Origin of the sequence: Moraxella cuniculi (assembly GCF_900637105.1) — a bacterium.
Lineage (GTDB): Bacteria > Pseudomonadota > Gammaproteobacteria > Pseudomonadales > Moraxellaceae > Moraxella > Moraxella cuniculi.
In genome coordinates this window covers 1,549,828-1,575,490 of record NZ_LR134343.1, presented here as the reverse complement: position 1 = coordinate 1,575,490, position 25,663 = coordinate 1,549,828, and the positions used below count along the sequence as shown (strand labels likewise).

25 protein-coding genes are annotated in these 25,663 nt (G+C 45.2%); 18 read left to right on the top strand and 7 right to left on the bottom strand.

The features are described from left to right. Positions 1–12: 12 nt before the first annotated feature. The 9 genes from ftsY (at position 13) to EL162_RS07125 (ending at position 9,594) form a co-directional block, all read left to right on the top strand. On the top strand, positions 13–954 hold the full coding sequence (gene ftsY / locus EL162_RS07165) for a signal recognition particle-docking protein FtsY (protein WP_126331100.1): 942 nt from the start codon (positions 13–15) through the stop codon (positions 952–954). Positions 955–963: 9 nt separating this feature from the next. Continuing rightward, positions 964–1,485 (top strand): methylated-DNA--[protein]-cysteine S-methyltransferase, encoded by a 522-nt coding sequence (locus tag EL162_RS07160; protein ID WP_126331098.1) that lies wholly within the window; start codon positions 964–966, stop codon positions 1,483–1,485. Between the two features lie 395 nt (positions 1,486–1,880). Then, entirely contained in the window at positions 1,881–2,921 is a 1,041-nt protein-coding gene (locus tag EL162_RS07155) for a quinone-dependent dihydroorotate dehydrogenase (RefSeq protein WP_076555901.1), read from the top strand. A gap of 15 nt (positions 2,922–2,936) precedes the next feature. Further along, positions 2,937–3,449, top strand: a complete 513-nt coding sequence (locus EL162_RS07150; RefSeq protein ID WP_126331096.1) for a CvpA family protein — start codon at positions 2,937–2,939, stop codon at positions 3,447–3,449. A gap of 132 nt (positions 3,450–3,581) precedes the next feature. Next, complete coding sequence (gene purF, locus EL162_RS07145; RefSeq protein WP_076555903.1) at positions 3,582–5,111, top strand: amidophosphoribosyltransferase; 1,530 nt, start codon at positions 3,582–3,584, stop codon at positions 5,109–5,111. A gap of 209 nt (positions 5,112–5,320) precedes the next feature. After that, positions 5,321–6,661, top strand: coding sequence for a lytic murein transglycosylase (locus EL162_RS07140; protein ID WP_227516584.1), 1,341 nt, complete (start codon positions 5,321–5,323; stop codon positions 6,659–6,661). Positions 6,662–6,757: 96 nt separating this feature from the next. Continuing rightward, on the top strand, positions 6,758–6,952 hold the full coding sequence (locus tag EL162_RS07135) for a hypothetical protein (protein WP_126331094.1): 195 nt from the start codon (positions 6,758–6,760) through the stop codon (positions 6,950–6,952). 369 nt (positions 6,953–7,321) lie between these two features. Further along, the gene (locus EL162_RS07130; protein ID WP_170161430.1) at positions 7,322–8,683 is read left to right on the top strand and encodes a YadA family autotransporter adhesin; all 1,362 of its coding nucleotides are present in this window, start codon (positions 7,322–7,324) and stop codon (positions 8,681–8,683) included. Positions 8,684–8,742: 59 nt separating this feature from the next. Next, complete coding sequence (locus EL162_RS07125; protein WP_126331090.1) at positions 8,743–9,594, top strand: OmpA family protein; 852 nt, start codon at positions 8,743–8,745, stop codon at positions 9,592–9,594. A gap of 250 nt (positions 9,595–9,844) precedes the next feature. On the opposite strand, the gene EL162_RS10030 is transcribed toward EL162_RS07125, so the two are convergent. Continuing rightward, the gene (locus tag EL162_RS10030) at positions 9,845–9,982 is read right to left on the bottom strand and encodes a hypothetical protein (protein ID WP_170161429.1); all 138 of its coding nucleotides are present in this window, start codon (positions 9,980–9,982) and stop codon (positions 9,845–9,847) included. 246 nt (positions 9,983–10,228) lie between these two features. Between EL162_RS10030 and EL162_RS07120 the strand changes: the two genes are divergently transcribed. From EL162_RS07120 to EL162_RS07110, 3 genes are all read left to right on the top strand, one after another. Next, complete coding sequence (locus EL162_RS07120) at positions 10,229–11,251, top strand: RluA family pseudouridine synthase (protein ID WP_126331088.1); 1,023 nt, start codon at positions 10,229–10,231, stop codon at positions 11,249–11,251. Beyond that, positions 11,244–12,089: a purine nucleoside phosphorylase YfiH/LACC1 family protein gene (locus tag EL162_RS07115; protein WP_126331086.1), complete on the top strand. Its 846-nt coding sequence runs from the start codon at positions 11,244–11,246 to the stop codon at positions 12,087–12,089. The genes EL162_RS07120 and EL162_RS07115 overlap by 8 nt, the downstream gene beginning before the upstream one ends. A 169-nt stretch (positions 12,090–12,258) precedes the next feature. Then, the gene (locus EL162_RS07110) at positions 12,259–12,906 is read left to right on the top strand and encodes an FMN-binding negative transcriptional regulator (RefSeq protein WP_126331084.1); all 648 of its coding nucleotides are present in this window, start codon (positions 12,259–12,261) and stop codon (positions 12,904–12,906) included. 29 nt (positions 12,907–12,935) lie between these two features. Here the strand turns inward: EL162_RS07110 and panD are convergent, their stop codons facing one another. From panD to EL162_RS07095, 3 genes are all read right to left on the bottom strand, one after another. Then, complete coding sequence (gene panD / locus EL162_RS07105) at positions 12,936–13,319, bottom strand: aspartate 1-decarboxylase (protein ID WP_126331082.1); 384 nt, start codon at positions 13,317–13,319, stop codon at positions 12,936–12,938. Between the two features lie 103 nt (positions 13,320–13,422). Further along, positions 13,423–14,466, bottom strand: a complete 1,044-nt coding sequence (locus tag EL162_RS07100) for an LpxL/LpxP family acyltransferase (protein WP_126331080.1) — start codon at positions 14,464–14,466, stop codon at positions 13,423–13,425. Continuing rightward, positions 14,463–16,421: an ATP-binding cassette domain-containing protein gene (locus EL162_RS07095; protein ID WP_126331079.1), complete on the bottom strand. Its 1,959-nt coding sequence runs from the start codon at positions 16,419–16,421 to the stop codon at positions 14,463–14,465. Before EL162_RS07095 ends, EL162_RS07100 begins: the two co-directional genes overlap by 4 nt. 213 nt (positions 16,422–16,634) lie before the next feature. Between EL162_RS07095 and EL162_RS07090 the strand changes: the two genes are divergently transcribed. Further along, on the top strand, positions 16,635–16,850 hold the full coding sequence (locus tag EL162_RS07090) for a SlyX family protein (RefSeq protein WP_126331077.1): 216 nt from the start codon (positions 16,635–16,637) through the stop codon (positions 16,848–16,850). Between the two features lie 204 nt (positions 16,851–17,054). Continuing rightward, on the top strand, positions 17,055–18,500 hold the full coding sequence (locus EL162_RS07085) for an outer membrane protein transport protein (protein ID WP_126331075.1): 1,446 nt from the start codon (positions 17,055–17,057) through the stop codon (positions 18,498–18,500). A gap of 190 nt (positions 18,501–18,690) precedes the next feature. On the opposite strand, the gene EL162_RS07080 is transcribed toward EL162_RS07085, so the two are convergent. The 3 genes from EL162_RS07080 to argF all read right to left on the bottom strand — a co-directional run bounded on the left by EL162_RS07080 (position 18,691) and on the right by argF (position 21,647). Further along, positions 18,691–19,746 carry a L,D-transpeptidase family protein gene (locus EL162_RS07080; RefSeq protein WP_126331073.1) on the bottom strand — a complete coding sequence of 352 codons (1,056 nt, stop codon included), beginning with the start codon at positions 19,744–19,746 and terminating at the stop codon, positions 18,691–18,693. A gap of 62 nt (positions 19,747–19,808) precedes the next feature. Beyond that, positions 19,809–20,489: an SIMPL domain-containing protein gene (locus EL162_RS07075; protein WP_170161428.1), complete on the bottom strand. Its 681-nt coding sequence runs from the start codon at positions 20,487–20,489 to the stop codon at positions 19,809–19,811. A 237-nt stretch (positions 20,490–20,726) separates the two neighbouring features. Further along, positions 20,727–21,647: an ornithine carbamoyltransferase gene (argF, locus tag EL162_RS07070; protein ID WP_126331069.1), complete on the bottom strand. Its 921-nt coding sequence runs from the start codon at positions 21,645–21,647 to the stop codon at positions 20,727–20,729. 286 nt (positions 21,648–21,933) lie between these two features. Here argF and EL162_RS07065 point away from each other — a divergent pair, with 286 nt between their 5' ends. From EL162_RS07065 to ung, 4 genes are all read left to right on the top strand, one after another. Then, positions 21,934–23,082, top strand: a complete 1,149-nt coding sequence (locus tag EL162_RS07065) for a beta-ketoacyl-ACP synthase III (protein ID WP_126331706.1) — start codon at positions 21,934–21,936, stop codon at positions 23,080–23,082. Between the two features lie 297 nt (positions 23,083–23,379). Beyond that, complete coding sequence (locus EL162_RS07060; RefSeq protein WP_126331067.1) at positions 23,380–24,000, top strand: flavodoxin family protein; 621 nt, start codon at positions 23,380–23,382, stop codon at positions 23,998–24,000. A 44-nt stretch (positions 24,001–24,044) separates the two neighbouring features. Continuing rightward, a complete protein-coding gene (locus EL162_RS07055) occupies positions 24,045–24,956 on the top strand; it encodes an RDD family protein (RefSeq protein WP_126331065.1) in 912 nt (303 codons plus the stop codon). Then, entirely contained in the window at positions 24,953–25,663 is a 711-nt protein-coding gene (gene ung, locus EL162_RS07050) for a uracil-DNA glycosylase (RefSeq protein WP_076555919.1), read from the top strand. The genes EL162_RS07055 and ung overlap by 4 nt, the downstream gene beginning before the upstream one ends.

The window sequence follows — 25,663 nt, the reverse complement described above, 5'->3', positions numbered from 1 at the left end:
CAAAGGCAAATTATGAGCGAAAACGAACAAGGCGGTTGGTTTGCCCGCATGAAAGCAGGGCTTGCCAAATCCAGCAAAAATCTGTCCGAAGGGCTGGTCAGTGTGTTGGTTGGTGGTAAGCAAATTGATGATGAATTGTTAGAAGAAATTGAAGATCAGCTGTTGGTTGCTGATATTGGCGTCAATGCCACCAATCGCATTATTAGCAATCTCACCGAACAAACCGCTCGTGGTGATTTGATTTATTCGCATGCCTTATATAAGGCACTCAAGTCTGAACTGCACGACATTTTAACCCCCAAGGTTCAACCGCTTGAGATTGACAATAGCAAAAAACCATTTGTTATCCTGATGGTTGGTGTCAATGGCGTTGGCAAAACCACCACCATCGGCAAACTCGCCAAAAGACTACAAGCCGAAGGTAAGTCGGTCATGCTTGCCGCTGGCGATACCTTTCGTGCTGCCGCTACCGAACAGCTACAAATATGGGGCGAACGCAACCATATTCCTGTGGTGGCACAAGGCCATGGTGCCGACAGTGCTTCGGTGATTTTTGACGCCATGCAGTCAGCAAAAGCACGCGGCATTGATGTGCTGATTGCCGATACAGCAGGGCGATTGCAGAATAAAACTCATCTGATGAATGAGCTTGAAAAGGTTGTCCGTGTCATCAAAAAAGCTGACGAAACTGCACCGCATGAGACCATGATTGTGCTAGATGCTGGCACAGGTCAAAATGCCATCAATCAGGTGCAGGTTTTTTCAGAGGCGGTGCATTTGACAGGCATCAGTATCACTAAGCTAGACGGCACTGCCAAGGGCGGTGTGGTATTTAATATCGCCCAAAATACCGAAATTCCCATTCGCTTTATTGGCGTGGGCGAGGGGATTGATGACCTACAGCCCTTTGAGCCCAAAGAGTTTGTCGATGCTTTGCTTGAAAAAGACGAATAGCACCAACGCATGATTAGCACCACTTATCTGCCTCCATATCAACTGCCTGCCATGACGCTGACCGCTCGTGCTGGCAAGTTGATATTGCTTGATTGGTTTGATGACAAAACCAGTCAGCTGCTTGCCAAAATCCCCCAAAATCGCCAACACATCGCACGGCATGACCTTGGCTTGGGTGATGACGAACAACTGCTATTAAGCGTCTGTCATCAGCTTGATGAATACTTCTTGGGCAGGCGGCAAGTATTTGATATTCCATTGGATTTTTCTTGCGGCACGGCATTTCAACAGCAAGTTTGGCAGGCGTTATTAACCATTGAATACGGCTCCACCATTAGCTATGCTGAACTTGCCAAATCCATCGGCAGACCCAGATCATTTCGTGCCTGTGCCAACGCCAATGGCAAAAATCCCATCAGCCTAATCATACCGTGCCACCGCGTCATTGCAAGCGATGGCAGTTTGGGCGGTTATACAGGCGGCACAGCCATCAAACAAACTTTATTAATGCACGAGGCAGCCATCACCTAGAACTGACTTTGCCACTGCTTATCTACAGAGTTTTTCTGATTGGGTATTTATTTTTACCATTAAATACAGTATTGATTAATAAATATTGCTTTTGTGATTACCATTATTTGCACTGACATAGTGATTGCTAAGCATAGACAAAATCATTGCAACCATCAGCCATAAAATAACAAAATCTTCATCAACAAAACACAGTCCCGCGAGCAGACTGCCAAATCAATCAGTCCAAATCCTGCATTTATGGCAAATCTTATTAGCTTTTGATAAAACAGCAACAGACAAAACTTCATAAAAATACCCAGATAAATTCATCAAAGCCTATCTGACCGCAACAAAATGTGCTATAATTAGACCATTTATTTTCTGTTATTTTATATTGGCAAGGGGTTGTTTTTATGTCTTATGCATTGCTGCGTCCTATTTTATTTAGCATGGACCCTGAGCAGGCACACGAAAAGACACTGGAGCTGCTAGAGGCTGCCAATAATGCACATTTGCTCGGCTTTATTTACAGCAAGCAGGCACTGCCAACCGAGTGCATGGGCATTCATCTGCCAAATCCTGTTGGGCTGGCGGCAGGATTGGATAAAAATGGTGCTTATATTGATGCTCTAAGCGAGCTGGGCTTTGGGTTTTTGGAAATTGGCACCGTTACCCCACGCCCACAAGCAGGCAATGACAAGCCACGATTGTTCCGCATTAAGCAAACGCACGCCATCATCAACCGCATGGGTTTTAACAATGATGGCGTAGAGGCGATGATTGCCAATATTGAACGAGCCAAATATCAAGGCGTGCTGGGCATTAATATTGGCAAAAACGCCACAACTGCTGTTGAAAACGCTCTTGATGATTATATTTATTGCCTAGAACGAGTTTATCCATACGCCAGCTACATCACCATCAATATCTCCAGTCCAAATACCAAAAATTTACGCGATTTACAAAGTGCCGATGCCCTGTCAGTACTGCTTGATGGCATAAAAAATTGCCAGATGCGATTGGCAACCAGTTATGGCTTTTATGTGCCGATTGCCCTAAAAATCGCCCCTGATTTGGATTTGGGGCAGGTTGATGACATTGCTCGCACGGTGCTTGAATTTGACATTGATGGACTCATTGCAACCAATACCACCTTATCTCGCACAGGGGTTGAGAGCTTTGCCCATTGCAATGAGGCAGGGGGTTTGTCTGGACGACCTGTGAATCACCAAAGCACGCTGATTTTGTCGCAATTTGCCGATCGTATCGCTCATAAGGTTGATTTGATTGGCGTGGGCGGTATTGAGACAGGCGAGCTTGCCGTCAAAAAAATCCGCGCAGGTGCCAAGGCGGTGCAGTTGTATTCAGGCTTGGTGTACAAAGGCCCGGGCCTTGTGATGGATTGTGTGCAAGCACTGACGGGCGATTATTATAGCCAACAAAACAATAACTGACGAGCTGATGGGCAAATGAGCTGGATTGATGGCGTTATTTTTTTGATACTGCTGCTTGGCTTGTGGCGGGGTTTTCAAGCAGGGCTGATAAAAAGCATCAGCACCTTGCTTGCATGGCTGATTGCATTAATTGTGGCATCTCGCTTGGCAGATGATTATGCGTTTTTGTTGGCAAATGTATTGTCTGACCGTGCCATACAGATAGCTGTGATGTTTTTGTTAATTGTACTGATGGTTCTGGCTGTGATGTCCATCGTGGCATCAATACTCAAGCGTTCGCTCAAGGCGCTTAGAATGGGTCTTGTTGATCGCATGGCTGGCGGTGCGGTTGGCGTGATGATTGGCTTATTAAAAGTTTTGGTGCTGCTAAGCGTCATTGCACCAGTTTTGGTTCGGCTGCCTGCTTGGCAAAACGCCGTGCTTGCACCCAGCTTGTTGCCGTATGCACCTGTTGCCAAAACTTTAATCAAAAAAGCCATCGGCAATGCTTGGCAGCAGATGGATAATCCTTATGAGAATAAGGGCTAATCTTGGCAGATGTATTTTTGGCATTGGCTAGGTTGGTGTGAATAAACCAAATTTGACAGCCAAGTGCATGATTGCATACTTTGCTGTATATTTATTAAATTTTTCTTTATTTACCAATAATTTGGAGTGAATATGTGTGGCGTAATCGGTGTCATGGCTCATGAACCAGTCAATCAAATGTTGTATGATGGTCTAACCATGCTACAACACCGTGGGCAAGATGCAGCAGGGATTGTTACCTTAAAAGACAATCGCCTATATCTACGCAAAGACAATGGCATGGTGCGTGATGTGTTTTTGAATCAGCACATGGTGCGACTGGTTGGCAACTGTGGCATTGGTCATGTTCGCTACCCAACAGCAGGCACATCAAGCACCGCAGAGGCTCAGCCACTGTATGTCAATTCGCCATACGGCATTGCCTTGGCACACAATGGCAATCTCACCAATGCCGAAAAATTAGCAAAAGAGCTGTATGAAGAAGACCGCCGTCATCTCAACACACAGTCAGATTCTGAAGTTTTGCTTAATATTTTTGCTCATGAATTGCAGACATTCACCAAGCCTGTATTACAGCCAGAAGATATTTTCACAGCCCTAAAAAAAGTCTATGCACGCTGCGAGGGTGCTTATGGCGTGGTGGCATTAATCACAGGGCATGGCTTGGTGGCGTTTCGTGATCCCAATGGCATCAGACCATTGATTTATGGTCGCCGTTTAAGCGAGCATGGTATTGAATACATGGTTGCATCAGAATCTGTTGCTCTGCAAGCATTGGGATTTGAGGTGGTTAGAGATATTGCACCAGGTGAGGCGATATTTATTGACCTTGAGCACAATCTGCACAGCCATCAATGTGTGGAGATTCAGGCAGGGCAGTATACGCCGTGTATTTTTGAATATGTTTATTTTGCTCGTCCTGATTCTATTATTGATAATATTTCTGTGCACAAAGCCCGTATGCGTATGGGCGAAAAACTTGCCGAGCAAATCCTGCGTGAGTGGGGCGAAGATCATGGCATTGATGTGGTTATTCCTATTCCTGACACTTCTCGCAATTCAGCATTGGAGCTGGCGGTACGACTAAATGTCAAATATCGTGAAGGCTTTAATAAAAATCGTTACATCGGACGCACCTTTATTATGCCAGGTCAGCAGCAACGCAAAAAAAGCGTTCGTCAAAAGCTAAACGCCGTTCCGCTTGAATTTAAAAATAAAAATGTGTTGCTTGTTGATGATTCCATTGTTCGTGGCACAACTTGCCATGAGATTATCCAAATGGCACGAGATGCTGGGGCGAAAAATGTCTTTTTTGCTTCGGCGGCACCACCTGTTATGTACCCAAATGTCTACGGCATTGATATGCCTGTACGCAGTGAGCTGATTTCTTCTGGTCGCAGCGTTGAGGAAGTGCGTGAGATTATTGGTGCTGATCGCTTGATATTTCAGGATTTGCAAGATTTGATTGAGGCGGTTAATGATACCAAGCACAGCCGTGTGCATGGTTTTGATTGTTCAGTATTTGATGGCAACTATATCGCAGGTGAGATTGATGAAGCGTATTTGCTCAACTTGCAAAATAAACGCAACGATGCCGCCAAAGACAAGGGGCTTACGATGGTGGACACCCCTGTAGATATGACAGGTGTATCAGCGGTCTGATTTCGGTATATTTATTAGCAAAACTTACAAATACCAGCTGGTTTTGGCTGGTATTTGTCAAGATTATTTTATCAATCAAGCAGACGATTACTATCATCTTAGCAGTTGATGGTTGTTAAGATTGCACTGTCAAGAGATTCTGTTTTGTCGCTACTTTGGCGGCGTTGTCGTTTTGGCAAATTTATTATTTTTCTTTTATTGGAATTATCATGCAAAAAAAATCTATGATTAAACCACATTATAAATCAGCACTGTCTATGGCGGTTGTGGCAACATTATTGGCATCGTGCAGCTCCACACCCACACCACAAAAATCCCCTGAACGCAAGCCCATTCAGGTTGTGCAAGCAACCCCGCAACAACCAATCATAGTAACCAAGCCCACCAAAGAGCCTGCAGCTGCCACGACAACCACTGCAACAACCACGCCTGACAAGATGGTTTATGGCAGCTTTAATCAATGGCGAGACGATTTTATCCGCCGTGCGACCGCTTCAGGGGTCAATGGTACGATCTTAAATAATCTCATGGCAACAGCCTCACTAAATGAGCGAGTAATTGAGCTGGATCGCAGTCAGGCTGAATTTAGCAAAATGCCGTGGGAATATGTCGAATCAGCAGCATCAAGCAACCGCATCAGCCAAGGCAAAAACAAACTTGCCGAAAATCTTAGCACCTTAGCTTCTGCTGAGTCTTTGTACGGCACGCCCAAAGAAATTACCACTGCCATCTGGGGCATGGAATCATCATTTGGTGCTGGTATGGGCAGTATGAATCTGGTCAATGCACTATCAAGCCTAGCTTATGATGGTCGCCGCCGCAGTTTTGCCGAAAACCAGCTGATCGCCATGGTGCGAATGATTGAGCGAGGCGATGTCAGTGCTTCGCAGCTACAAGGCTCATGGGCAGGGGGCATGGGGCATACTCAATTTATCCCAAGTACTTGGCTTAGCGAAGGGGTAGATGGCGACAATGATGGTCGCAAAAACCCATGGCAGCGTAGCGATGCTCTGACCTCTACCGCCAGCTATCTTGCCAATGCAGGTTGGGTGCGTGGCTTGGCACCGTTTTATGAAGTGCGTCTACCTGCAGGCTTTGATTATTCGCTACTTGGCAAAAAACAAAGTCTAGATGCGTGGAAAAATCTTGGGCTGCTGGCAGCTGGCGAACCGTTCGCTGGCGAAGCACAAGCTGAGCTGTGGCTACCAGCTGGTGCCAATGGTCCTGCCTTACTTTTGACAAAAAACTTTGAGGTCATTCGTGTGTATAACAATTCCTCAAGTTATGCATTGGGCGTGGCACTGCTTGCCAAGCGTATCGCAGGTGGTGATAATTTGCTAAAATCTTGGCCACGCCATGAACAGCCACTGTCTCGCACACAGGTGCAAAATTTGCAACGCAACCTCACCGCACAGGGCTATGATACACAAGGGGTTGATGGCGTAGCTGGCAGCAACACACGCAAGGCATTTGCTCGCTGGCAGGCGGACAATGGTCAGATTCCAGACGGCTTCATCAGCCAGCGTACGGCAGGCAATTTGGCTTGGTAATATTGAGGCTTGTATAGGTAATCGGTTTGTTGATCGATTGGGCTTTGACAAATTGGCAACTGCCATCATGCTGATGATTGTGATTTGTTAGCAAAGATGGCAGATAAGTTTGGGCAAATCAGCCAAATTTATCAAGCCCAAGCAACTTGCCATTGTTTATCAATGCTAAAAATACACCAAGCGGTCAGTGATTGTTATTTATTATTAGCACAAAGTAATTTTAGCAATAATAAATATTCAATAAATAAACAAACGGTAGGCGTATCGCTGGCAAATGATGGCTTGTTATAAAGTTTACAATAAATTGATTATTAATTTGTTATAATAAGGCGGTTAATCAATCTTTACTTGCTGATTTGAGCATTATTGGCTTGTGCTGGTGGTTAAATATGCGATTGAGCATGATTTAATCATAATTAACAAATGCTTTAATAAAATTTTTTGATAAGCATAAATCATTGCAATGGTATGTCATGTTATTGCATGATGATAAATTTGCAATAAGTAGATTTTGATTAATGATATTTTAATAAAATTAAATATTTTACCATAGTATAAAAACATCAGCTATTTTGGCTGATGCTTGGGGCGGTTGGTATTATGGTGGTTTTTCGGCAGGTTATACGCACAACCCCCCCCTGCTTGAACAGAGGGTATTTTATGAACGCATATTCACAAGGTAATTATGCACAGGCAAAATTACCAGCTTCATCACTGAAACTGGCATTGCTGGCGTGTGCGGTATTTGCCACCATGCAAGCGAGTGCCACAGAGGTCATCAAAGTTGGTGATCAGGCAGTAGCGTCTGGCAACAACACCATCACCATCGGCAATCAGGCATTAAGCCTTGGCGATGAAACAATCGCCATCGGTAGCAATGCCGAAGCAACAAACCGTGCATCAATCGCCGTGGGCGTACAGGCACAGGCGATTGGCGAGCGAGTGGTTGCCATCGGCGAGCGAGCTGGCCATGAATCACAGATAACCAACAACACCCTGATGATCGGTACAGATGCTGGCAGAGGATCAAGTGGCTCACAGGCGGTAATGATTGGCTGGGGGTCAGCCAAAAATCGCCAAACCTCTGGATTGATTGCTGTTGGTACGCACGCAGGCGGTGTTGATGAGGGCTATATCAGTGCCATACCTTATCCCAACCAGCTAAACTACAGCGAGGCTTTGGGCAATGCCGCAGGTCTAAATGCTGCTGGACACTACAATACCATGGTTGGTAGCGAGGCAGCGTCTTATAAAAATGGCGATCAGAATGTCTCTGTAGGCTATCGTGCTGGTGGCGGTGAGCGTGATGGCAGCAGCAAAGGGGATGGGAATGTCGCTGTCGGGCGTTATGCTGGCGAGCGAATCAGCGGCGATGATAATATTGCCATCGGCTCACAAGCAGGAGCAAAATCAATCACCATCAAAGACACCATCAATATCGGCAGAGAAACTCAAGCCTTCAAAGATGACAGTATTGCCATCGGCCGTAATGCGGTTGCCAATACCGCCTCTGGTGATGTTGCCATCGGAGCGGAAAGTGCCACAGCACAGGTAGTGCCGACACGCACCGCCACGGTGGGTGGTGTCAGCTATGGCGAGTTTGCAGGGTCAGCACCGAGCAGTGCGATGTCAGTAGGTTCGGTTGGTAATGAACGCCAAGTACAAAATGTCGCAGCAGGACAAATCACCGCCACAAGTACAGATGCCATCAATGGCAGTCAATTGTATGCAGTTGCCAATGCCACCAATTATAACATTAATCAGCTAAACAACCGTATTGGTGAGGTTGATCGTGATGCCAAGGCAGGTATTGCACAGGCGATGGCGTTCGAGGAAGCTCCTTTTGTTGCTGGCAAATGGACTTATGCACTGGGTGCAGCACATTATGGCGGTGAGCAAGCGGTGGCAGCCACCTTACGCAAAACAGCGGATAATGGTCGCTGGGCATTCTCTGGTGGCGTATCTACAGCCACACAGGGCGAAACTGGTGTTCGTATTGGCATCAGTGGCGTGATTGACTGATAAATTGCCGTCGTTGTGATTATATTTTAATTTAACTAAGAAAATTTATAAGAGTATCTATGAAAATGCTAAAAATTTTGGCGGCATTGACTTTGGCTTATTCTGCCACAACCTATGCAGCCCCCATTGTCAAAGCTGGCGATGAGATTGTTTTTCCAGAATTTGAAAAAAGCTACCTCAAGCAAGTGCCTCGTTACGAAGTTGCTGATGTGGCACGCCTTGATGTTGGGCTAAACAAAGACAGCATTCGCCAGCTGCTTGGCAATCCACAATTTAACGAAGGCGTATTGCGAAATAACCAGTGGAATTATCTGCTGGACATTCGTGTACCAAATAGCGAAAATTATGTTCGTTGTCAATTGCGTGTTGATTTTGACAAAAAAATTGCCAAAGCATTGTACTGGCGTGGCGAAGAGGGCTGCTTTGGGTTGCAGCAACCTGTAACTGTAGCTGCTGTGCCAACGGTAGCACCTGTTATTGTTCAGGCTGCACCGCAAGTGGTGGTTGATGAACGCATTAACTTGGCTGCCGATACTTTGTTTGCCTTTAATAAATTCAAAACCAGCGATATGCTACCAGCAGGGCGTGCTGCCCTTGATGGCTTGGCGGAGCAGCTGCGTGCTTGGCAGCAACGAGGTGATAGCCGCGTCATCATCACAGGGCATACCGACCGCTTGGGTGATGATGTGTATAATCTGAATTTATCACAGCTGCGTGCCAATACCGTGCGTGATTATCTGATTGGCAAAGGTGTCAATCCTGCCACTTTGATTGCCCAAGGTGCAGGGGAGAGTAGTCCTGTGCGTGAATGCTCAGATGGACTAAGTCGCAATCAACTGATTGACTGCCTGCAACCGAACCGCCGTGTTGAGGTGCAAGTAACCGTCTACGCCCAAGCAATTACTCAGTAATATTGCCTATAAAAGTAAATCTGCACTGTGCAGGTTTGCTTTTTTTATTTTTATTATCACTTAAGCAATGCCGTCATCTGTCATCATGATTTGCTTACCAAGGTTTGATGCCGTGTATTTTATTGGCAAAACGACAAAATGCTTTTTATGCTTAATACCATGTCAAGAATCGGCAGTCAATGATGTATTAATAATTTAGTTATATTAAATATATATTTTATTTAATAATAAATATAAAGCAATCCAAGCTTCACCGTGCCGCCTGCCGTATGTTTTTATCAACCAACGATAAATCACCATGCGACAAATCAACCGCCACGACTTTTACGCCTAATAACCAGCCCAAAGCGGTATACCACACCAGCATGATTTGACCAAATTTTATCATTTAAGGTTTAGTCATTGATGCGGTTGGTGATTTTTAAACTTAAGGTATTGCACAAATCAGCGGTTGCACAAATCCAATCTTGTCAAAATATCTTATTGTCCTGCCGTGTCAAGCTGTTAAGATTTATCAGTTATCTGGGTGGATAATCTGTCATTAGCTCTTGTTATTATACATGGCAGATGGTTGGAGCTTGGCAAGTGATGACAAATGTGCTAAAGTTGCCAAAATTTTATTCCAAAACCATTTATGAATACTTCAAACCTGCTTGATGATGGCGTGCTGCTCGATGACGAGCTGACGGACAGTGAGACAAATCCAGCACAGCAAAATTTTCTTGGTGATTATGAGGCGACAGCGACTGATGTTGGTGTACGACTTGACAAACTTGCCGCCACTGTGTTTGCTGATTTTTCTCGTGCCAATCTACAAAAATTTATCGAATCAGGAGCATTGCGTGTCAATGGCGAAGTTGTCAAGGCAAAATACGCCATCAAGGCAGGCGATGTGCTAAATTTATCCGTTGCCTTAGAGCAACATTCGGCAGATTTGCCCGAAAATATCGCCATTGATGTTGTTTATTGTGATGATGCGGTGATTGTCATCAATAAGCCTGCCAACATGGTGGTACACCCCGGTGCAGGTAATCCAACAGGCACACTGGTCAATGCACTGCTGTATCACTATCCGCAGCAGGCACAGTTACCGCGAGCAGGTCTGGTACACCGTATTGACAAGGATACCACAGGGCTACTTGTGGTTGCACGCAACAAATCAGCCCAGCTTGCTTTGATAGAACAGCTAAAGGACAAAAGCGTCTATCGACATTATCAATGCGTGGTACTGGGGGCAGCTCATGAGGTGCTACAACATGGCTGTATTGATGCACCGATTGGCAGACACCCAAGCCAACGCACCAAAATGGCAGTGCGGCACACAGGCAAGCCAGCTGTTACTTACATTGTAAGTGCAAAGCAATTGCATGAGCGTTACAGCTTGCTCGATGTACAGCTACAAACAGGCCGAACGCACCAGATTCGTGTGCATTTGTCCCATGTCGGACACCCGATTGTTGGCGATCCTGTTTATGGTACATCACCTCGTGCTGGGCTTAGCCAAGCACAAAGGCAAGCGGTGCTTAATTTTAATCGTCAAGCACTGCACGCACACACGCTGGGTTTTATCCACCCTGACACAGGCGAGTCTATGAAATTTACCGCCGCACTGCCTGATGATATGCAGCAGTTGATTGAGGTATTGCAACATGACTAAGCACACGGATTGTACAACCATACCTACGATAACTTCGCCACTTGAGCTGCTTTATCATGATAATGGCGTGCTGATTGCCCAGACGCAAGCAGGGGCGTTTGATAAATTTGCCGCAGAAGATTTGTACGGTGCGTTTAATTTGGGGCTTCATGTTGGCGACAATCCAATCACTGTACTGAATCATCGCATTGAGCTTATGGGCTATTTACGCCAATACCAGCCCGCGATTGACTGCATTCACTGGCTAAACCAAGTGCATGGCAACACAGTGCTGATGGTCGATGGCAGCAGATCACAGCGACTATACGATGCGGATGCATTGATTAGCACTCGCCCAAATACAGCTTTGGCAATCATGACAGCCGACTGCGTGCCAGTGGCAATTTTTGATGAACAAGCAGAGGTGGACAATAGGGCGATTGCTTGCATTCATGCAGGTTGGCAGGGTCTGACTTTGGGGGTGATTGCCAAAACTTTTGCCAAAATGCCCATGCCAAATCGCCCCAAAGCCATCATCGGTGCGTGCATCTCACAAGCCGCTTATCAGATAGATGCCGAATTGGGCGATAGGATTGTTCGGCAAGTGGTCGCCAATGGACTGGTAGCACTTGATGAATCAGCATTGGCTCAAGCCATCTTATCTGCTGATACTGCAAATAAGGTACGCCTTGATGTTGCCAAACTTGCACGCTTGGAACTTGAGCATTTGGGTGTTGTGGTATTAAATGATGAACCGATATGCAGCTATCACTCACCTGTGCATTATTCATACCGTGCCCAAACACATGGCAAAAAATCAGCCGCAGGCAGAATGGCATTGCTCATCGCTGCTGGCTGATATGCTGACTTGACGCTGGTCAAATGCAACAAGCTGGCTGTTAAATATTTATCATGGTTGATTTACTTTGATAAATGGCAAGCGGTGCAATTTTGCCTTACTGCTGGTTGCGTTGAATGGTTTTTTGTGATTAAATATCGCCCATTTCTCGCCCTACATAGGAGATGATATGTTTATTCCCAAGTCATTTGCCGAGCATAATCAAGATGAAATTTTTGCATTAATTGATGAATATCCATTGGCAAGCATTAGCTACATTGCCGATGGCAAGCCATGCGTCTGCCATGTGCCTGTGCTGCATTGTTATGAAAATGGCAAGCATAAGCTCATCACCCATGTTGCTCGTGCCAATCAGGTGTGGCAACATACCAAAACGCCTTGGCTGATTGTTTTTATGGGTGCAAGCCACTATATCAGTGCCAACTGGTATCCAAGCAAACAACAAAGCCACAAAGAAGTGCCAACCTACAATTACCAAACCGTGCATATCACCGCCCAAGCTCGTGTACTTGATGAGCTGGAGGCTGCCAAAACCATACTTGCCCAAACGACTGATTTTTTTGAACAAAAAATCAGCAAGCAACTGCCTAGCCATACCGCATGGCAACTAAGCGATGCACCAGAGCCATTTATTGACAAAATGTGTGCAGCACTGGTTGCCATTGAGCTTGAGATTATTGAGATTCAGGCACAATTTAAACTTAGCCAAAACAAGCCTGCCGCCGACCAAGCAGGGGTAGTGGCAGGATTGACTCAAATCGCCACGCCAGAGGCTGTTAAGATGGCACAGCTTGTGGCAAAATTTGCCAAGTCGTAATGCTATTATAGCAGCTGGAGTTACCAACTTTACCAGATGGTATTGGCTGGTTCATAATGCAGCACTTTGCAGATGGTGTTATTGTCATCAACCAAGACCACATTGGGCTTGTGCTTGCGTGCTTGTTCGTCAGTTAGCATGACATATGACATGATGATGACAATATCTCCAGCCTGTACTTTGCGTGCCGCTGCACCGTTTAGACAGACAATGCCGCTGCCTCGCTCGCCTGCGATGGTATAAGTTTCGAAGCGTTCGCCATTATTATTATTGACAATGCTGACTTTTTCATTAACCAAAATACCTGCAGCGTCCAACAAATCAACATCAACAGTGATGCTGCCTACATAGTTTAGGTTGGCTTGGGTTACGGTAGCACGATGAATTTTGCCACCAAGCAAAGTACGAATCATAAAAATCCTCACATCTACAACAAAATCATGTCTGGCTAAGATAAATAATTTTATTTTAATAAAGAATGAATTATTAATATAAGCAGACACGAATTTTATTAATTTAGTCAATTTTGTGTTTTTGATAATAGTTTGTGCCATCAGGCTGGGTCTTGAAACGGCGATGAAACCACATCCACTGGCTGATGTCTTTTAAAATTGCTGCCTCAATCAAGCGATTAATGCGTTCAGCATCCGCCAGCTCATCATTGCTTGGATAATTATCCAAAGCACGGCTTAGGCTGATATGATAATGTGGTCGCCGCCCTCGTGGGACATAATCAGGGGTTTGGCGAACCATGTGCATCATAATCAAGGCAGGGGGATTGGCTTTGTCGCCCATTTTGGCAAGGCGGCGTTGTGCGGTGATCGTGGCGGCAGGCACACCAAAAAAAGTCGCCATCACGCCATGCTCCAGCCCAAAATCCTGATCGGGTGAATACCAAATCACCCGAGCCTGCTTAATGCGTGTGATGAGTTTTTTCATATCACGGCTGGCGATTTGTTCATCAAAAATACGGCGGCGTGCATTATAAATAAACCACTCAAGCAGTGGATTATTTTGTGGACGATAGACGCAATCGGCGGCAAAAAACTGCGTGCATAACCGACCGCCAAGCTCAAGCGTGGTATAATGCCCACCGAGCAAAATGACCGCCTTGCCTGATTTTTGGGCATCAATCAGATGGTGCAAGCCTGAAATGCTAAAGCTTCTCACAAAAACATTGGGGCGAAACCAAGCACACAAACTCTCAAAAATGCCAATGCCTTGATTGATAAAAACCTGCCGTGCGGTCATGACTCGCTGCTGCTCTGACATATCGGCAAACGCAAGTTTTAGATTGGTTAGGGTATCTTGCACACGCTTTTTGGCAAGCAAAAATACCAATTTGCCAATTTGCCTTCCTAGCCAAAATTGCACCGACAAAGGCAGGTAAATCAGCGGTAAAATCAGCACAAATGCCAACCAAATCCCCCAGTATTTTGGGTGCAAAAATTGCCACGAAAACGGCTTGGCGGCTGCAACTTGGGTTTGTTTGTGTGTCGCTGTCAAACTTACAGATTGACCTGCTGTTTGGCAGCGGCAGTTTGATGATTGGCAGCTCATTTGGTGATACTCTCAAGTTCGTCCCAGCGTTCAAGTTTAACAAGCAGCAGCTCATCAATCTCGGCAAGTCGCGTACTGGCAACGGTTGCTGCTTGCAAATCACTGGCAAACCATGAGCCATCAGCCAGCTTATCGGCAAGCTCGCTTTGTTCTTGCTCCAAGGACGCAATCTCATCAGGCAGTGATTCCAACTCTCGCTGTTCTTTATAGGACAGTTTGCGTTTTGTTTGCACGCTCATTTCAGGGGTGGTAGCTTTGGGCGTAGGCTCTGGCTTTGTGCTGGTTTTGTTTGTTGTTACCGTTTCGGCAATTTGTGGATTATTTGCCAAAAATCTTTCATGCTGTATCAGGTAGTCATCATAGCCACCAACATATTCTCGCACCACGCCATCGCCATGCTTGTCGGTATCAAATACCCAAGTTTGGGTTACAACATTGTTCATAAACGCACGGTCATGGCTAATAAGCAGTACCGTGCCATCAAAATTCACCACAAATTCCTCAAGCAGCTCCAGTGTCGCCATATCCAAATCATTGGTCGGCTCATCAAGCACCAGCACATTGGCAGGTTTTAGTAGCAATTTGGCGAGCAGCACTCTGGCACGCTCACCGCCAGACAATGCCTGCACGGGCGTTCTGGCACGATTTGGACTGAACAAAAAATCCTGCAAATAGCCCAAAATATGCGTTTTGCGTCCTGCAATCTCAACATAATCTGAGCCTTCGGACACATTTTCTGCAACAGATTTTGTCAAATCTAGCTCATCTTTTAGCTGATCAAAAAAAGCAATATTTAAGTTGGTGCCTCGCTTAATCTTACCTGCCTGCACCGATTGCTCATCAATCCCCAAAATTGCCTTAATCAGGGTTGTTTTGCCAACGCCATTATTGCCAATAATCCCAACTTTATCCCCTCGCAGCAACAAAGTAGAAAATTGCTTGATGAGTGTTTTTCCTTGATAAGCAAGGGTTAAATCATTGATTTGACAGACGATTTTTCCTGATTTTTCGCTGCTGTTTTGGCTGATGTGGATATCACCCACCACCTCACGGCGTGCTTTTGCTTCTTGTCGCATGGCTTTTAAGGCACGCACACGACCTTCGTTGCGTGTACGGCGCGCTTTGATGCCTTGGCGAATCCACGCTTCCTCTTGGGCAAGTTTTTTGTCAAATTCAGCAAAGCTCTTTTGTTCGCTGGCAAGTTCTTGCTCTTTTAGCTCAAGGTAGCGTGCATAGCCGCCGACACCTTGGGCAACATCATAACTGGACAATTGACCACGATCCAGCTCAATGATACGCGTGGCAAGTTTATCAACAAATCGGCGATCGTGGCTGATAAATAGCACAGTTAAACTTGTGTCTAATAAAAAATTCTCAAGCCAGTCAATGCTTTGAATATCCAGATGGTTGGTTGGTTCATCAAGCAGCAGTACATCAGGGCGAGTAACCAATGCTCGAGCAAGTAGCACACGGCGTTTGCGTCCACCTGATAACTCACTGACCAATGCATCAGCGTCAAGCCCCATACTGTCAATAATTGTGCGTGCTTGGCGTTCAAAGTCCCAGCCATTTAGTATCTCCAGCTCGTGCTGATACTGGGTCATACGCTCGCACGCCGCCATATCGCCCAGCGTACAGGCATTGCTTGCTTGCTCATAAGCACGCAACGCCTGAGCAATCTTGGGATCGCCACTCATCACCACATCCAGCACGCTGTCGGTGTGATTGGGTACATCTTGGGCAAGCATGGCGATTTTTGTGCCATCTTTAATCAGGACTTCGCCATCATCAGGCTCCAGTTGCCGCGTAATGAGCTTAAGCAGTGTGGATTTGCCCTCGCCATTGCGACCAATCAAGCAAACACGCTCATTTGGCTCAACAGACAGCTGCACATTGTCCAAAATCGCTGCAGCACCAAATGCCAGTTGGATATTTTTTAGTTGAATTAATGCCATATTATCAATCTTTTAATGTATCACCCCCAAAACAGTTGCCTATCATACCAAATTTTCCCCACAATTTGTATGCAATGTCGTAAAATAGCACCGTAATTTATCAAAATAACCACAAAGCAGCCACTATCAACGAGCAGACTATTAACCGTATAAATACAGGCGTATAAGCTCTGCCACCACCACCGACCAATACAGATTAACCAGAGGTAAAAGATGATGACCAGCGAGCAAGATATCGTAGATTTGCAAGTGCGAATCAGTTTTTTGGAGGATATGTGCGAAACGCTTAGCAAAACCATTGCCAACCAAGATCGCCAATTGATGGATATGCAGGATCAATTACGCCTCATCTATCAGCAGATGCTCAAAGCCAATGATGCTGGTATCGCTCCATTTGACTTGCTCGCCGATAAGCCACCACATTATTGATTAAGCGTGCGTGATTTGCCAAAAATGGCTTGGCATGATGGCGATTATCAATAAATAATACAAAAAACTACAAATTTTGCTTGTGCTACATGACAAATTGTTTTAAGATACAAATATGTAAAACTTTTTTACAACTTTTTGCACGGGTGCTAAAGTTGAAAGTTTTGCATAATAGGCTTAAAAGCAAATATCATGGAGAAAAATATGAGCTTACAATTTGGTTATAAGGCACTGACAGTGGCTGTTGTTTCGGGTCTAGCAGCGACAACTGCTCAAGCGGCAGGCTTGGATCGTTCAGGTCAGGATATTACAGCATTTTTACAAAATGGTACTTATGCAGAGGCTGTTTATACCTATATTGATGCTGATGTCAAGGGCAAGGACACAGTAGGCAACGCCGTGCCTGATATGGCAAATTCTTATGATTTTTTCCGTTATGGCGTAAAAACAGATATCAATGACACATTTAGCGTTGGTGTATTGTACGATGAGCCATTTGGTGCGTCAGTGCAATATAAAGGGGTGAATAATTTTGTTAGTCAAGGTGGTGATAACACCATTACCAGTCTGACCAATGGTCGTATGCCTGATTTGGCTACAGCCCAAAATAGTTTGTTGCGACTTAATGCTGGTTTCCAGGGTTTGGCAAATATCAACCAAATGTTACAAGATGCTGATCCAGCTTTTGCTGGATTCTTGCAAGCTCAAAAGGACGAAATTGAGCAGCGAATTCTGACTGCAACTGGTACAAACAACCTCCAAGAGGCTCAAGCAGCTGCAACTAGGTTAGGTGCAGCAATCAATGCTTCTAAAACTGCTGAAATTCAAAAAGATGAAGGTACTTCCGTTGATATCCGTACCAATAATATCACCATGCTTGTCGGTGCAAAATTTGGTGCTAATAAGAATTTTCAGATTTATGGTGGACCTGCAGCACAGCGTCTAAATGGCGAGGTGAAATTGCGTGGTACGGCATATAATGCCATGACTGGCTATGATGCGCGCATTGCTACTGATACGGCAGTTGGCTGGGTGGCTGGAGCTGCATTTTATAAACCTGAAATTGCACTAAAAGCAGCATTGACTTATCGCTCGGAAATTGAGCATAACAGCACCATTGCTGAAGCGGTTCCTGCACTTGCTACTAGCACCAACCGTGATTTTAGCGTCTCGTTGCCAAGCTCGTGGAATTTGGATTTTCAAACTGGCGTAAACCCAACCACGCTTTTGACTGCCAAAGTGCGTTATGTACCATGGAGTGATTTTGACATTCGCCCACCAAGCTATGGTGCTGCAACCCAGCGTGCAACAGGCACCGCCTTGCCGATTGTCAGCTATGCCAAAGACCAGTGGTCAGCAGAGCTTGGACTTGGCAAAAAACTCAGCGATCGCCTAGCAGTGTCTGGCTCGGTTGGCTATGACAGCGGTGCAGGCAATCCAGCCACCTCGCTTGGTCCAATCAAAGGATACTACTCGGTTGGCTTGGGTGCAAAATATAACATCACCCCAGAGTGGTCATTGTCCGCTGGTGGTAAGTATCTGAAATTTGGCGATGCCGAAGCACAATTACCAACCAAAGCCATTGTGGGCAAATTTGAAGACAATGATGGCTATATCGTTGGTGTAAAACTTGCCTACCAAAGCAAATAATCCCAACAAAAGCAGCTTGGTTATTGCCAAGCTGTTTTTCTATTGTCTTTTATCAATTGCAAGACTGGCGTAGCTGATGGCTTGATACACCGTGCAATAATTTATCAAAGAGCAAATATCAACATCGGCTGGCAGTTTGCAGTTAAGCAGCAAAAAACCCTTTGTATAACAAAGGGTTTTGGCACATGGACTAGCGAATCTCCACTGTGGCTCCATCATCAATGACAGCAAGCAATTCCAAAGCGTCCCAGTTGGTCAAACGCACGCAGCCCAATGATGACTGGCGGCTGATACGCTCTGGCATTGGTGAGCCATGAATGCCATAGCTGGGTTTATTTAATCCCATCCACACAACACCCACAGGACTGTTTGGCCCTGATGGCAAGATGAAGGATTTTTTGCTGCCATCGTCATTTTCTACAGTGGCTTTGTAGTTGGGCATTTCCACTTTATTGATGAGTTTGTATTTGCCCCCCGGTGTGGTGCTTGCCTCACCACCGACAGTGGTTGGATAGCTGGCGACCAATGTGTCTTTTTGATAGGCATACAGCACATTATCACTGCGGCTAACAACGACACGATCGACTTTTTCTTCCAGCGGTTTGCCAGTATTGATTACTGTGATGGTCTCACCTGCGACAAATTTTTTGTTCGGATTGACTTTTTTTAGATAAGCAATGGTCATATGAAACCGCTCGGCAAGCATTTCTTCAATGCTCTCATAGTTTAGTGCCTTAAGCTTGGAGCGAGCCTCCACGCTCTCTGGTAGTTTATTATATGGGCCTTTGGCATCAGCTTCGGTGATGGTATAGGACACAAGCACAGGCTGATCGGCAGTAGTGGCAGTTAATGCCTGCCAAGTTTCCTCGTTCATCTTGCCTGTTGCTTCTATGCCTTGCATTTTTTGAAAATTGGTTAGGGCTTTTTTGCTATTCATGCCCCAACCACCATCAATTGCTCCGACAGAGGCATTATTCCAATCAAGCAGGGCTTGGATTTTTACCGTCATTGCGGTATTGATGTTCATGTTTTCGCTCCATGTGGCATCATTGACACGCTGGGCGTATTCATCCAGTGCATGAACTGTGGTGCGTTTGTTGCTTGGATTGGGATTGATGGTGGCTTTTTTGTTGGTTGGAATCACCACCTCACCTGAGACAATTTTTTCTTCACCAGCGGCATAGGCAGTGATACTAAGGCTTGACAAACCAAGCATGGCGACCATTAAAGATTTAATTGCTTTCATAAAAACTCATGATATTAATAAGTTAAAATTAAAATTTCTCATCTGTGATGGCAGGCTTGAGTTTATTTCACCAACTCAATGGTGCCATTGGCGGTATAACTTAGCGTCGTATTTCCTGCCTCAAAGTTCTGTGGTACGCTACTTTCGGCTGCTTTCATCGCCGCCATCATTGGCATGGCAGGGCGGTTATAGCCATCGCCATTTAGGCTGACATTCACAATTTTATAACCAGCACTGCCAAAAGCACGGCTGATGTCTTCGGCTTCTTTACCAAAACGCTTGATGGCCTCAAGTTGCAGGCGTTTTTCTTCTTGCTCTTTTAGCGTGTCAGATACGCCAAAGCTGATATCATCAACCACCATGACCGATTGCAAATCAGCAATCAGCTGACTGGTTTTGGCAAAGTCGCCACTTTTAAGATTGAGCGATACCGAGCCTGTAAAGCCGATAATCTTGCCAGCATTATTATAGCGTGGATAAGTTGTTTGCTGACCTGTGCTGACGACAACTTCAGGGTAGCGTTTGCTGATGGCAAGCATGGCATTGATACTGCTGTTAAGCTCTTTGGCAATGGCAGCAGCAGTGGCGGCTTGGGCGGTTTTGCTCAAGCTAGCACGAATCTCATCATTGGCGATTTCGCTTTTGACTTTACTGTTAAAGCTAATGCGGTTGTACTCATTTGCAAATGCCGTCGGCGAAAGTGTGATGGCAGCTGCCGTCATCAAAGCAAGGGTGCGTTTCATTTTATCTCCCATGAATTTGTTGCAATGATAAAAATTTATCAAAATTTAATTTATTTCGCTTATTATAAAAGCAAATTATCTGCCAGATGGTGATTGTCTGTCAAAAATTGTAACTTTGTGCTAAAAAATTGTAAAAAGCAGCCAAGATGGCAAAGCGTACAATCATCGCAGTATTTATTAGCACCGAAGATGGCTTAAATTTAATTAAGTTTTAAAGTTTTATTAATAAAATCAAAGTCAATCAAGTTTGATTTTGTCTTTTAGCAAAAATTCCATCAGGGCTTTTTGGGCGTGTAAGCGGTTTTCAGCTTCGACCCAAACCACAGATCTGGGGTCATTGAGCAAATCAAAACTAATCTCCTCACCTCTATGAGCAGGTAAACAGTGCATAAACAGCACATCAGGCTCGGCCTTGTCAAGCATGGCAGGGCTGACCTGATAAGGGGCGAAACGGCGTGCTCGTGTCATCTGTTCAGATTCTTGTCCCATGCTTGCCCAGACATCGGTTGCAATCAAATGTGCCCCTCTGGCTGCCTCTTGTGGATCTTCTATATAGCTGACGCAGTGGCTATATTCTTCGATTAATTCAGGATTTGGCTCAAAACCATAGGGGGCGGTTACTCGCAAATGAAAGCCGAACTGATGAGCTGCCAGAATATAAGAAGCACACATATTATTGCCATCACCAACCCAAGTAACTATCTTGTCCTTAATGCTGCCACGATGCTCATGAAAGGTCTGCATATCAGCCAGCAGTTGGCAGGGGTGAAAATCATCTGTCAGTGCATTAATCACAGGCACGGAAGAATTTTCACAAAACAGCTCAAGTTTTTTATGCTCAAAAGTGCGAATCATGATGATATCCACCATGCTGGAGATGACTTTGGCAGAGTCCTCAATAGGTTCGCCACGCCCAAGCTGGGTATCTTTGGGCGACAAAAAAATCGCCTGACCGCCAAACTGCCCCATGCCAGCCTCAAAAGAGATGCGAGTGCGAGTTGATGATTTTTCAAAAATCATGCCCAAAGTACGCCCAACAAAAGGACGGTAAATCTCGCCACGATGCTGCATTTGCTTTAGCTCACTGGCTCGTGCGATGATGGCTTGAAGTTCGCTCGGGGTCAAATCGAGCAGATTACGAAAATGGCGTACTGACATGAAAAAATCCTAATTTTGCAATAAAATTTGACCAAAACTTTAGTATAGCATTGCTTGGTCTGCTTGACCATAGCTGATGATGGTTTTTGTCATTTTCTGGCATTATTCTGCTTTTGCTGCAAAAAATATGGTTGCAATCGCCGTGTTGATGGCTTGATTTTGTTGAGATTGCGAATAATTTGGCAAAATTGCGTGTAATTTTTACGACTTGTTACATTTATTTATGCTAAAATTAACCCAATTGACTGTTGGCTTAGCCAATAAAAATACGACAGGAGATAAGATTATGGCAATTTATTTGACAGCGACAGGGGTGCATAAACCCGCTTACAAAATCAGTAACGATGAGCTGGTAGCAACATTTAATACCTATGTAGATGCTTATAATCAAGAACACGCACAAGCCATCGCAGCTGGCGAAAAACAGGCCTTGCAATATTCCACCAGCGAATTTATCGAAAAAGCCTCAGGCATTAAATCTCGTTATGTTATTGACAAAAAGGGCATTTTGGATCCGCAGATTATGGCACCGATTTTTCCTGCTCGCAAGCTCGGAGAGGAGCTGTCTGTCATGGCAGAAATGGGACTTGCGGCACTACAAGACGCTCTAAAAAATGCCAATCTATCTGCCGATGAGCTAGATGGGATTATCTGTGCTTCGTCAAATTTTCAGCGTTGTTATCCTGCCATCGCCATTGAGGTTCAGCACGCCATCGGCATGACGCATGGTTTTGCTTATGATATGAATGTCGCCTGTAGTGCTGCAACCTTCGGCATTGCCCAAGCGGTAGGCAGCATCAAAGCAGGACTTGGCAAAAAAATTGCCGTGCTGAATGTAGAAATCACCTCGGCACACCTTAACTGGCGAAATCGTGATAGCCACTTTATTTTTGGTGATATTGCCGCAGCAACCATCATTGAACAATCTGACACGCCAAAAGGCTACGAAATCCTAGACAGTAAGCTGTACACGCAGTTTTCTGCCAATATCAAAAACGAATACGGCTTTATGGATCGTAGTGAATTTTTGGCAGCTGGCACGCCAATGTATGATGACTTGAAAGAGCCTGTCAGCGACAAATTATTTTTGCAAGAAGGGCGTAAGGTATTTCGTGAGGTTTGCCCAAAAGTATCAGAAATTATCACCACCCATTTGAGCGAAAATGCCATCAGCCCACAACAAATTAAGCGTATGTGGCTACACCAAGCCAATATCAATATGATCGATTTGATTTTGCGAACTGTGGTTGGTAAAGATGCCGACAAAGCCATTGCCCCTGTGGTGATTGCTGAATATGGCAATACCAGCTCAGCAAGCCCTGTGGTTGCATTTCATGAAACCCAAGAGGGCGTTGATGCAGGTGATTTGTGCGTGATGTGCTCATTTGGTGCTGGCTATTCCATCGGCTCGGTATTGTTAAAAAAGGCAAATTAAGCAATTAACAAGCTGCCATTGCAATTTGGCAGTTTGTCCATATTATGCCAAATAAATAAGTTTACCAAGTTATCCATGCCAAAATCAACCCGCCTTTGGCTTAATGATTGGCATTTGGTTTGGGTTTGGTTGGATAAAGTTGGACAAAGGCAATCGGAACCATCTGCCAGTGCCAAAGCTCCAACCTTATCACAACGAACTGCCATTTAGCCAAAGTCGGCTCCTTAAGCAGCTTTAGCACGGATTAAAAACTAGCACAACTTAAAACGCCACAGTAATACAATCAAAGACAAAATCATGAACGATTTATCAACAAACAACCAATCCTCTCATCAAGCCGATAGCAAGCCAAGCATTGCCATCGTATATCATTCCAACTATGGGCATACTCGCCGCGTGGCACAGGCGATTGCCCAAGGTGCAAATGGGCAAGTGGGCGTATCCATGGTGGATATTGCTGCCATTGATGAGCAAGATTGGGCGTGCATTGATGCCGCTTCGTTGATTGTGTTTGGCAGTGCGGTATACATGGGCAGTGTTACAGCCGAGTTTAAGACCTTTATGGATAGCACCTCCAAGCGTTGGGTGGCTCGCACATGGCAGGGTAAATTTGCCGCTGGTTTTGCCAACTCTGGCGGATTAAGTGGCGATAAACTGGCGGTGCTACAGCAGCTTTGTCTATTTGCCATGCAGCATGGCATGAATTGGGTTGGTATGCCACTGATGCCAACAGGCAACAGCGAAGAGGATCTCAATCGGCTAAGTTCATTTTTGGGATTGATGACGCAATCGGCTGATTTGCCCCCAGAGCTAAGCCCTTGTCAGGGTGATATTCAGACAGCCGTTTGGTTTGGTGAGCATTTGGCAAAAACTTTGTTGCGTTTTACTCCCAATTCTCAAACCAATCAGACGGTCTAAAAGTGGTTTTTGGTGATTATAATGACGAAGCGAGTGGCTAATTTATGAAAATTTATTTGGCAAGAAATCATGTGCAGGCAGGCCCTTATACCCTAGATGAGCTAAACACCATGCTTGCCTCGCAAGAGGTGGTGCTTGATGATTTGATTTGGCACGCACCCATGAGTCAGTGGCGGCGACTGGGTGATTTGACAGCAGGGCAGCTTTATTATCAGCCAGCTGATTTGACCAACAAACAGCCATTGGCTGAATTGTCGCAATCAACCACCCAAGCTTTTGGCGATAATGTTGAGCTACAAAATAAGCCTCGCCGAGTCAGCGTTGCCGAGCTATACGGACAAAAACCTGCGGCCGATGACACGCCAGCTTGGCAACAAACGCCAACAAAGCCCATCAGTAAGCCAAACAGCCAAACAGCTTATGCGTCTATTGGCTCACGCTTTTTGGCGGTGATGATTAATGTTGTGCTGTTTATGCTGACTTTATTGCCATTTTTGCAGCAGTTTGTCAAACTAAATCCAGACCCTGTGGCACTAAATACAGGCAATTTTGCCACACGCATGGCTTATGCACAAGAATTGGCTGCCAAAATCCCTGCAGATGCAGCAACATTGAGCAGTTTATTATTGCTTGCTTATTGCGTAATTCAGCTAATTTTAATCATATCTCGTGGACAGTCATTTGGCAAAATGGCGGTGGGCATTCGCACTGTCGATGCACAAACCTTTGAAAAACCTAGCTTTTTTAAGGGTGTGGTTTTGCGTGTTTTGGTGTTATTTTTTATTTATCAATTATCTAGTGGTCTACCACTGCCGATTAATATGACTTTGATTTTGTTGATGGTGAATTATTTTATCGCTGCCAAAAGCACTCACAAGCAAGGCTGGCATGATAAACTGGCGGGCACAGTGGTTGTAAAAACTGCCGAAGTTGGCTTTCAAAAGGCAAAAAAATGACACCAGAACAACAGGCGACACTCTCTCGTGTGCAGCTGCCAGAGGACTGGAAGACAGCCCTAGCACCTGCACTGCTTAGCCCACAGATGGATAGATTGCGTGCATTTTTGCGTGCTGAATATGCTGCCAATAAACAAATTTATCCGCCTAAGCATGAGATTTTTCAGGCATTTTATCTAACCCCTTTGTCTCAGGTTAAGGTGGTAATATTGGGTCAAGACCCCTATCATGGCACAGGGCAGGCAATGGGGCTGTCCTTTAGCGTGCCACGCATTATCCCGAAGCCACCCAGTCTACAAAATATCTTAAAAGAGCTTGCAGCTGATTTACACATTGACATCAGTCGCCATGGCGATTTAAGCCATTGGGCAAAGCAGGGCGTGCTACTGCTTAATGCCACTTTGACGGTACAAGCAGGCATGGCAGGCAGTCATCAAAAGCAAGGCTGGGAAGAGTTCACCGATGCGGTTATTGAGCTGATTAATGAACAAACCGACCATACGGTTTTTATATTATGGGGAAGTTATGCCAAGCACAAAGGGCGGTTTATTGACGCAAGGCGGCATTTGATACTGGCTGCCAATCACCCCTCGCCACTGTCGGCAAATCGCGGTGGATTTTTTGGCACACGGCCATTTTCACGCACCAATGAATACTTGCTAAGGCACGGCAAATCACCGATTGATTGGGCATTGCCACAAAATTAA

Coding starts and splice junctions, on each gene's coding strand:
- ung (WP_076555919.1), top strand. CDS start 24,953: ATGACACCAGAACAACAGGCGACACTCTCTCGTGTGCAGCTGCCAGAG.
- purF (WP_076555903.1), top strand. CDS start 3,582: ATGTGTGGCGTAATCGGTGTCATGGCTCATGAACCAGTCAATCAAATG.
- EL162_RS07065 (WP_126331706.1), top strand. CDS start 21,934: ATGGCAATTTATTTGACAGCGACAGGGGTGCATAAACCCGCTTACAAA.
- EL162_RS07140 (WP_227516584.1), top strand. CDS start 5,321: ATGCAAAAAAAATCTATGATTAAACCACATTATAAATCAGCACTGTCT.
- EL162_RS07100 (WP_126331080.1), bottom strand. CDS start 14,466: ATGAGCTGCCAATCATCAAACTGCCGCTGCCAAACAGCAGGTCAATCT.
- EL162_RS07055 (WP_126331065.1), top strand. CDS start 24,045: ATGAAAATTTATTTGGCAAGAAATCATGTGCAGGCAGGCCCTTATACC.
- EL162_RS07155 (WP_076555901.1), top strand. CDS start 1,881: ATGTCTTATGCATTGCTGCGTCCTATTTTATTTAGCATGGACCCTGAG.
- EL162_RS07135 (WP_126331094.1), top strand. CDS start 6,758: ATGGCAGATAAGTTTGGGCAAATCAGCCAAATTTATCAAGCCCAAGCA.
- argF (WP_126331069.1), bottom strand. CDS start 21,647: ATGTCAGTACGCCATTTTCGTAATCTGCTCGATTTGACCCCGAGCGAA.
- EL162_RS07150 (WP_126331096.1), top strand. CDS start 2,937: ATGAGCTGGATTGATGGCGTTATTTTTTTGATACTGCTGCTTGGCTTG.
- EL162_RS07060 (WP_126331067.1), top strand. CDS start 23,380: ATGAACGATTTATCAACAAACAACCAATCCTCTCATCAAGCCGATAGC.
- EL162_RS07110 (WP_126331084.1), top strand. CDS start 12,259: ATGTTTATTCCCAAGTCATTTGCCGAGCATAATCAAGATGAAATTTTT.
- EL162_RS07120 (WP_126331088.1), top strand. CDS start 10,229: ATGAATACTTCAAACCTGCTTGATGATGGCGTGCTGCTCGATGACGAG.
- ftsY (WP_126331100.1), top strand. CDS start 13: ATGAGCGAAAACGAACAAGGCGGTTGGTTTGCCCGCATGAAAGCAGGG.
- EL162_RS07080 (WP_126331073.1), bottom strand. CDS start 19,746: ATGAAAGCAATTAAATCTTTAATGGTCGCCATGCTTGGTTTGTCAAGC.
- EL162_RS07075 (WP_170161428.1), bottom strand. CDS start 20,489: ATGAAACGCACCCTTGCTTTGATGACGGCAGCTGCCATCACACTTTCG.
- EL162_RS07085 (WP_126331075.1), top strand. CDS start 17,055: ATGAGCTTACAATTTGGTTATAAGGCACTGACAGTGGCTGTTGTTTCG.
- EL162_RS07160 (WP_126331098.1), top strand. CDS start 964: ATGATTAGCACCACTTATCTGCCTCCATATCAACTGCCTGCCATGACG.
- EL162_RS07125 (WP_126331090.1), top strand. CDS start 8,743: ATGAAAATGCTAAAAATTTTGGCGGCATTGACTTTGGCTTATTCTGCC.
- EL162_RS07130 (WP_170161430.1), top strand. CDS start 7,322: ATGAACGCATATTCACAAGGTAATTATGCACAGGCAAAATTACCAGCT.
- EL162_RS07115 (WP_126331086.1), top strand. CDS start 11,244: ATGACTAAGCACACGGATTGTACAACCATACCTACGATAACTTCGCCA.
- EL162_RS10030 (WP_170161429.1), bottom strand. CDS start 9,982: ATGATAAAATTTGGTCAAATCATGCTGGTGTGGTATACCGCTTTGGGC.
- EL162_RS07090 (WP_126331077.1), top strand. CDS start 16,635: ATGATGACCAGCGAGCAAGATATCGTAGATTTGCAAGTGCGAATCAGT.
- panD (WP_126331082.1), bottom strand. CDS start 13,319: ATGATTCGTACTTTGCTTGGTGGCAAAATTCATCGTGCTACCGTAACC.
- EL162_RS07095 (WP_126331079.1), bottom strand. CDS start 16,421: ATGGCATTAATTCAACTAAAAAATATCCAACTGGCATTTGGTGCTGCA.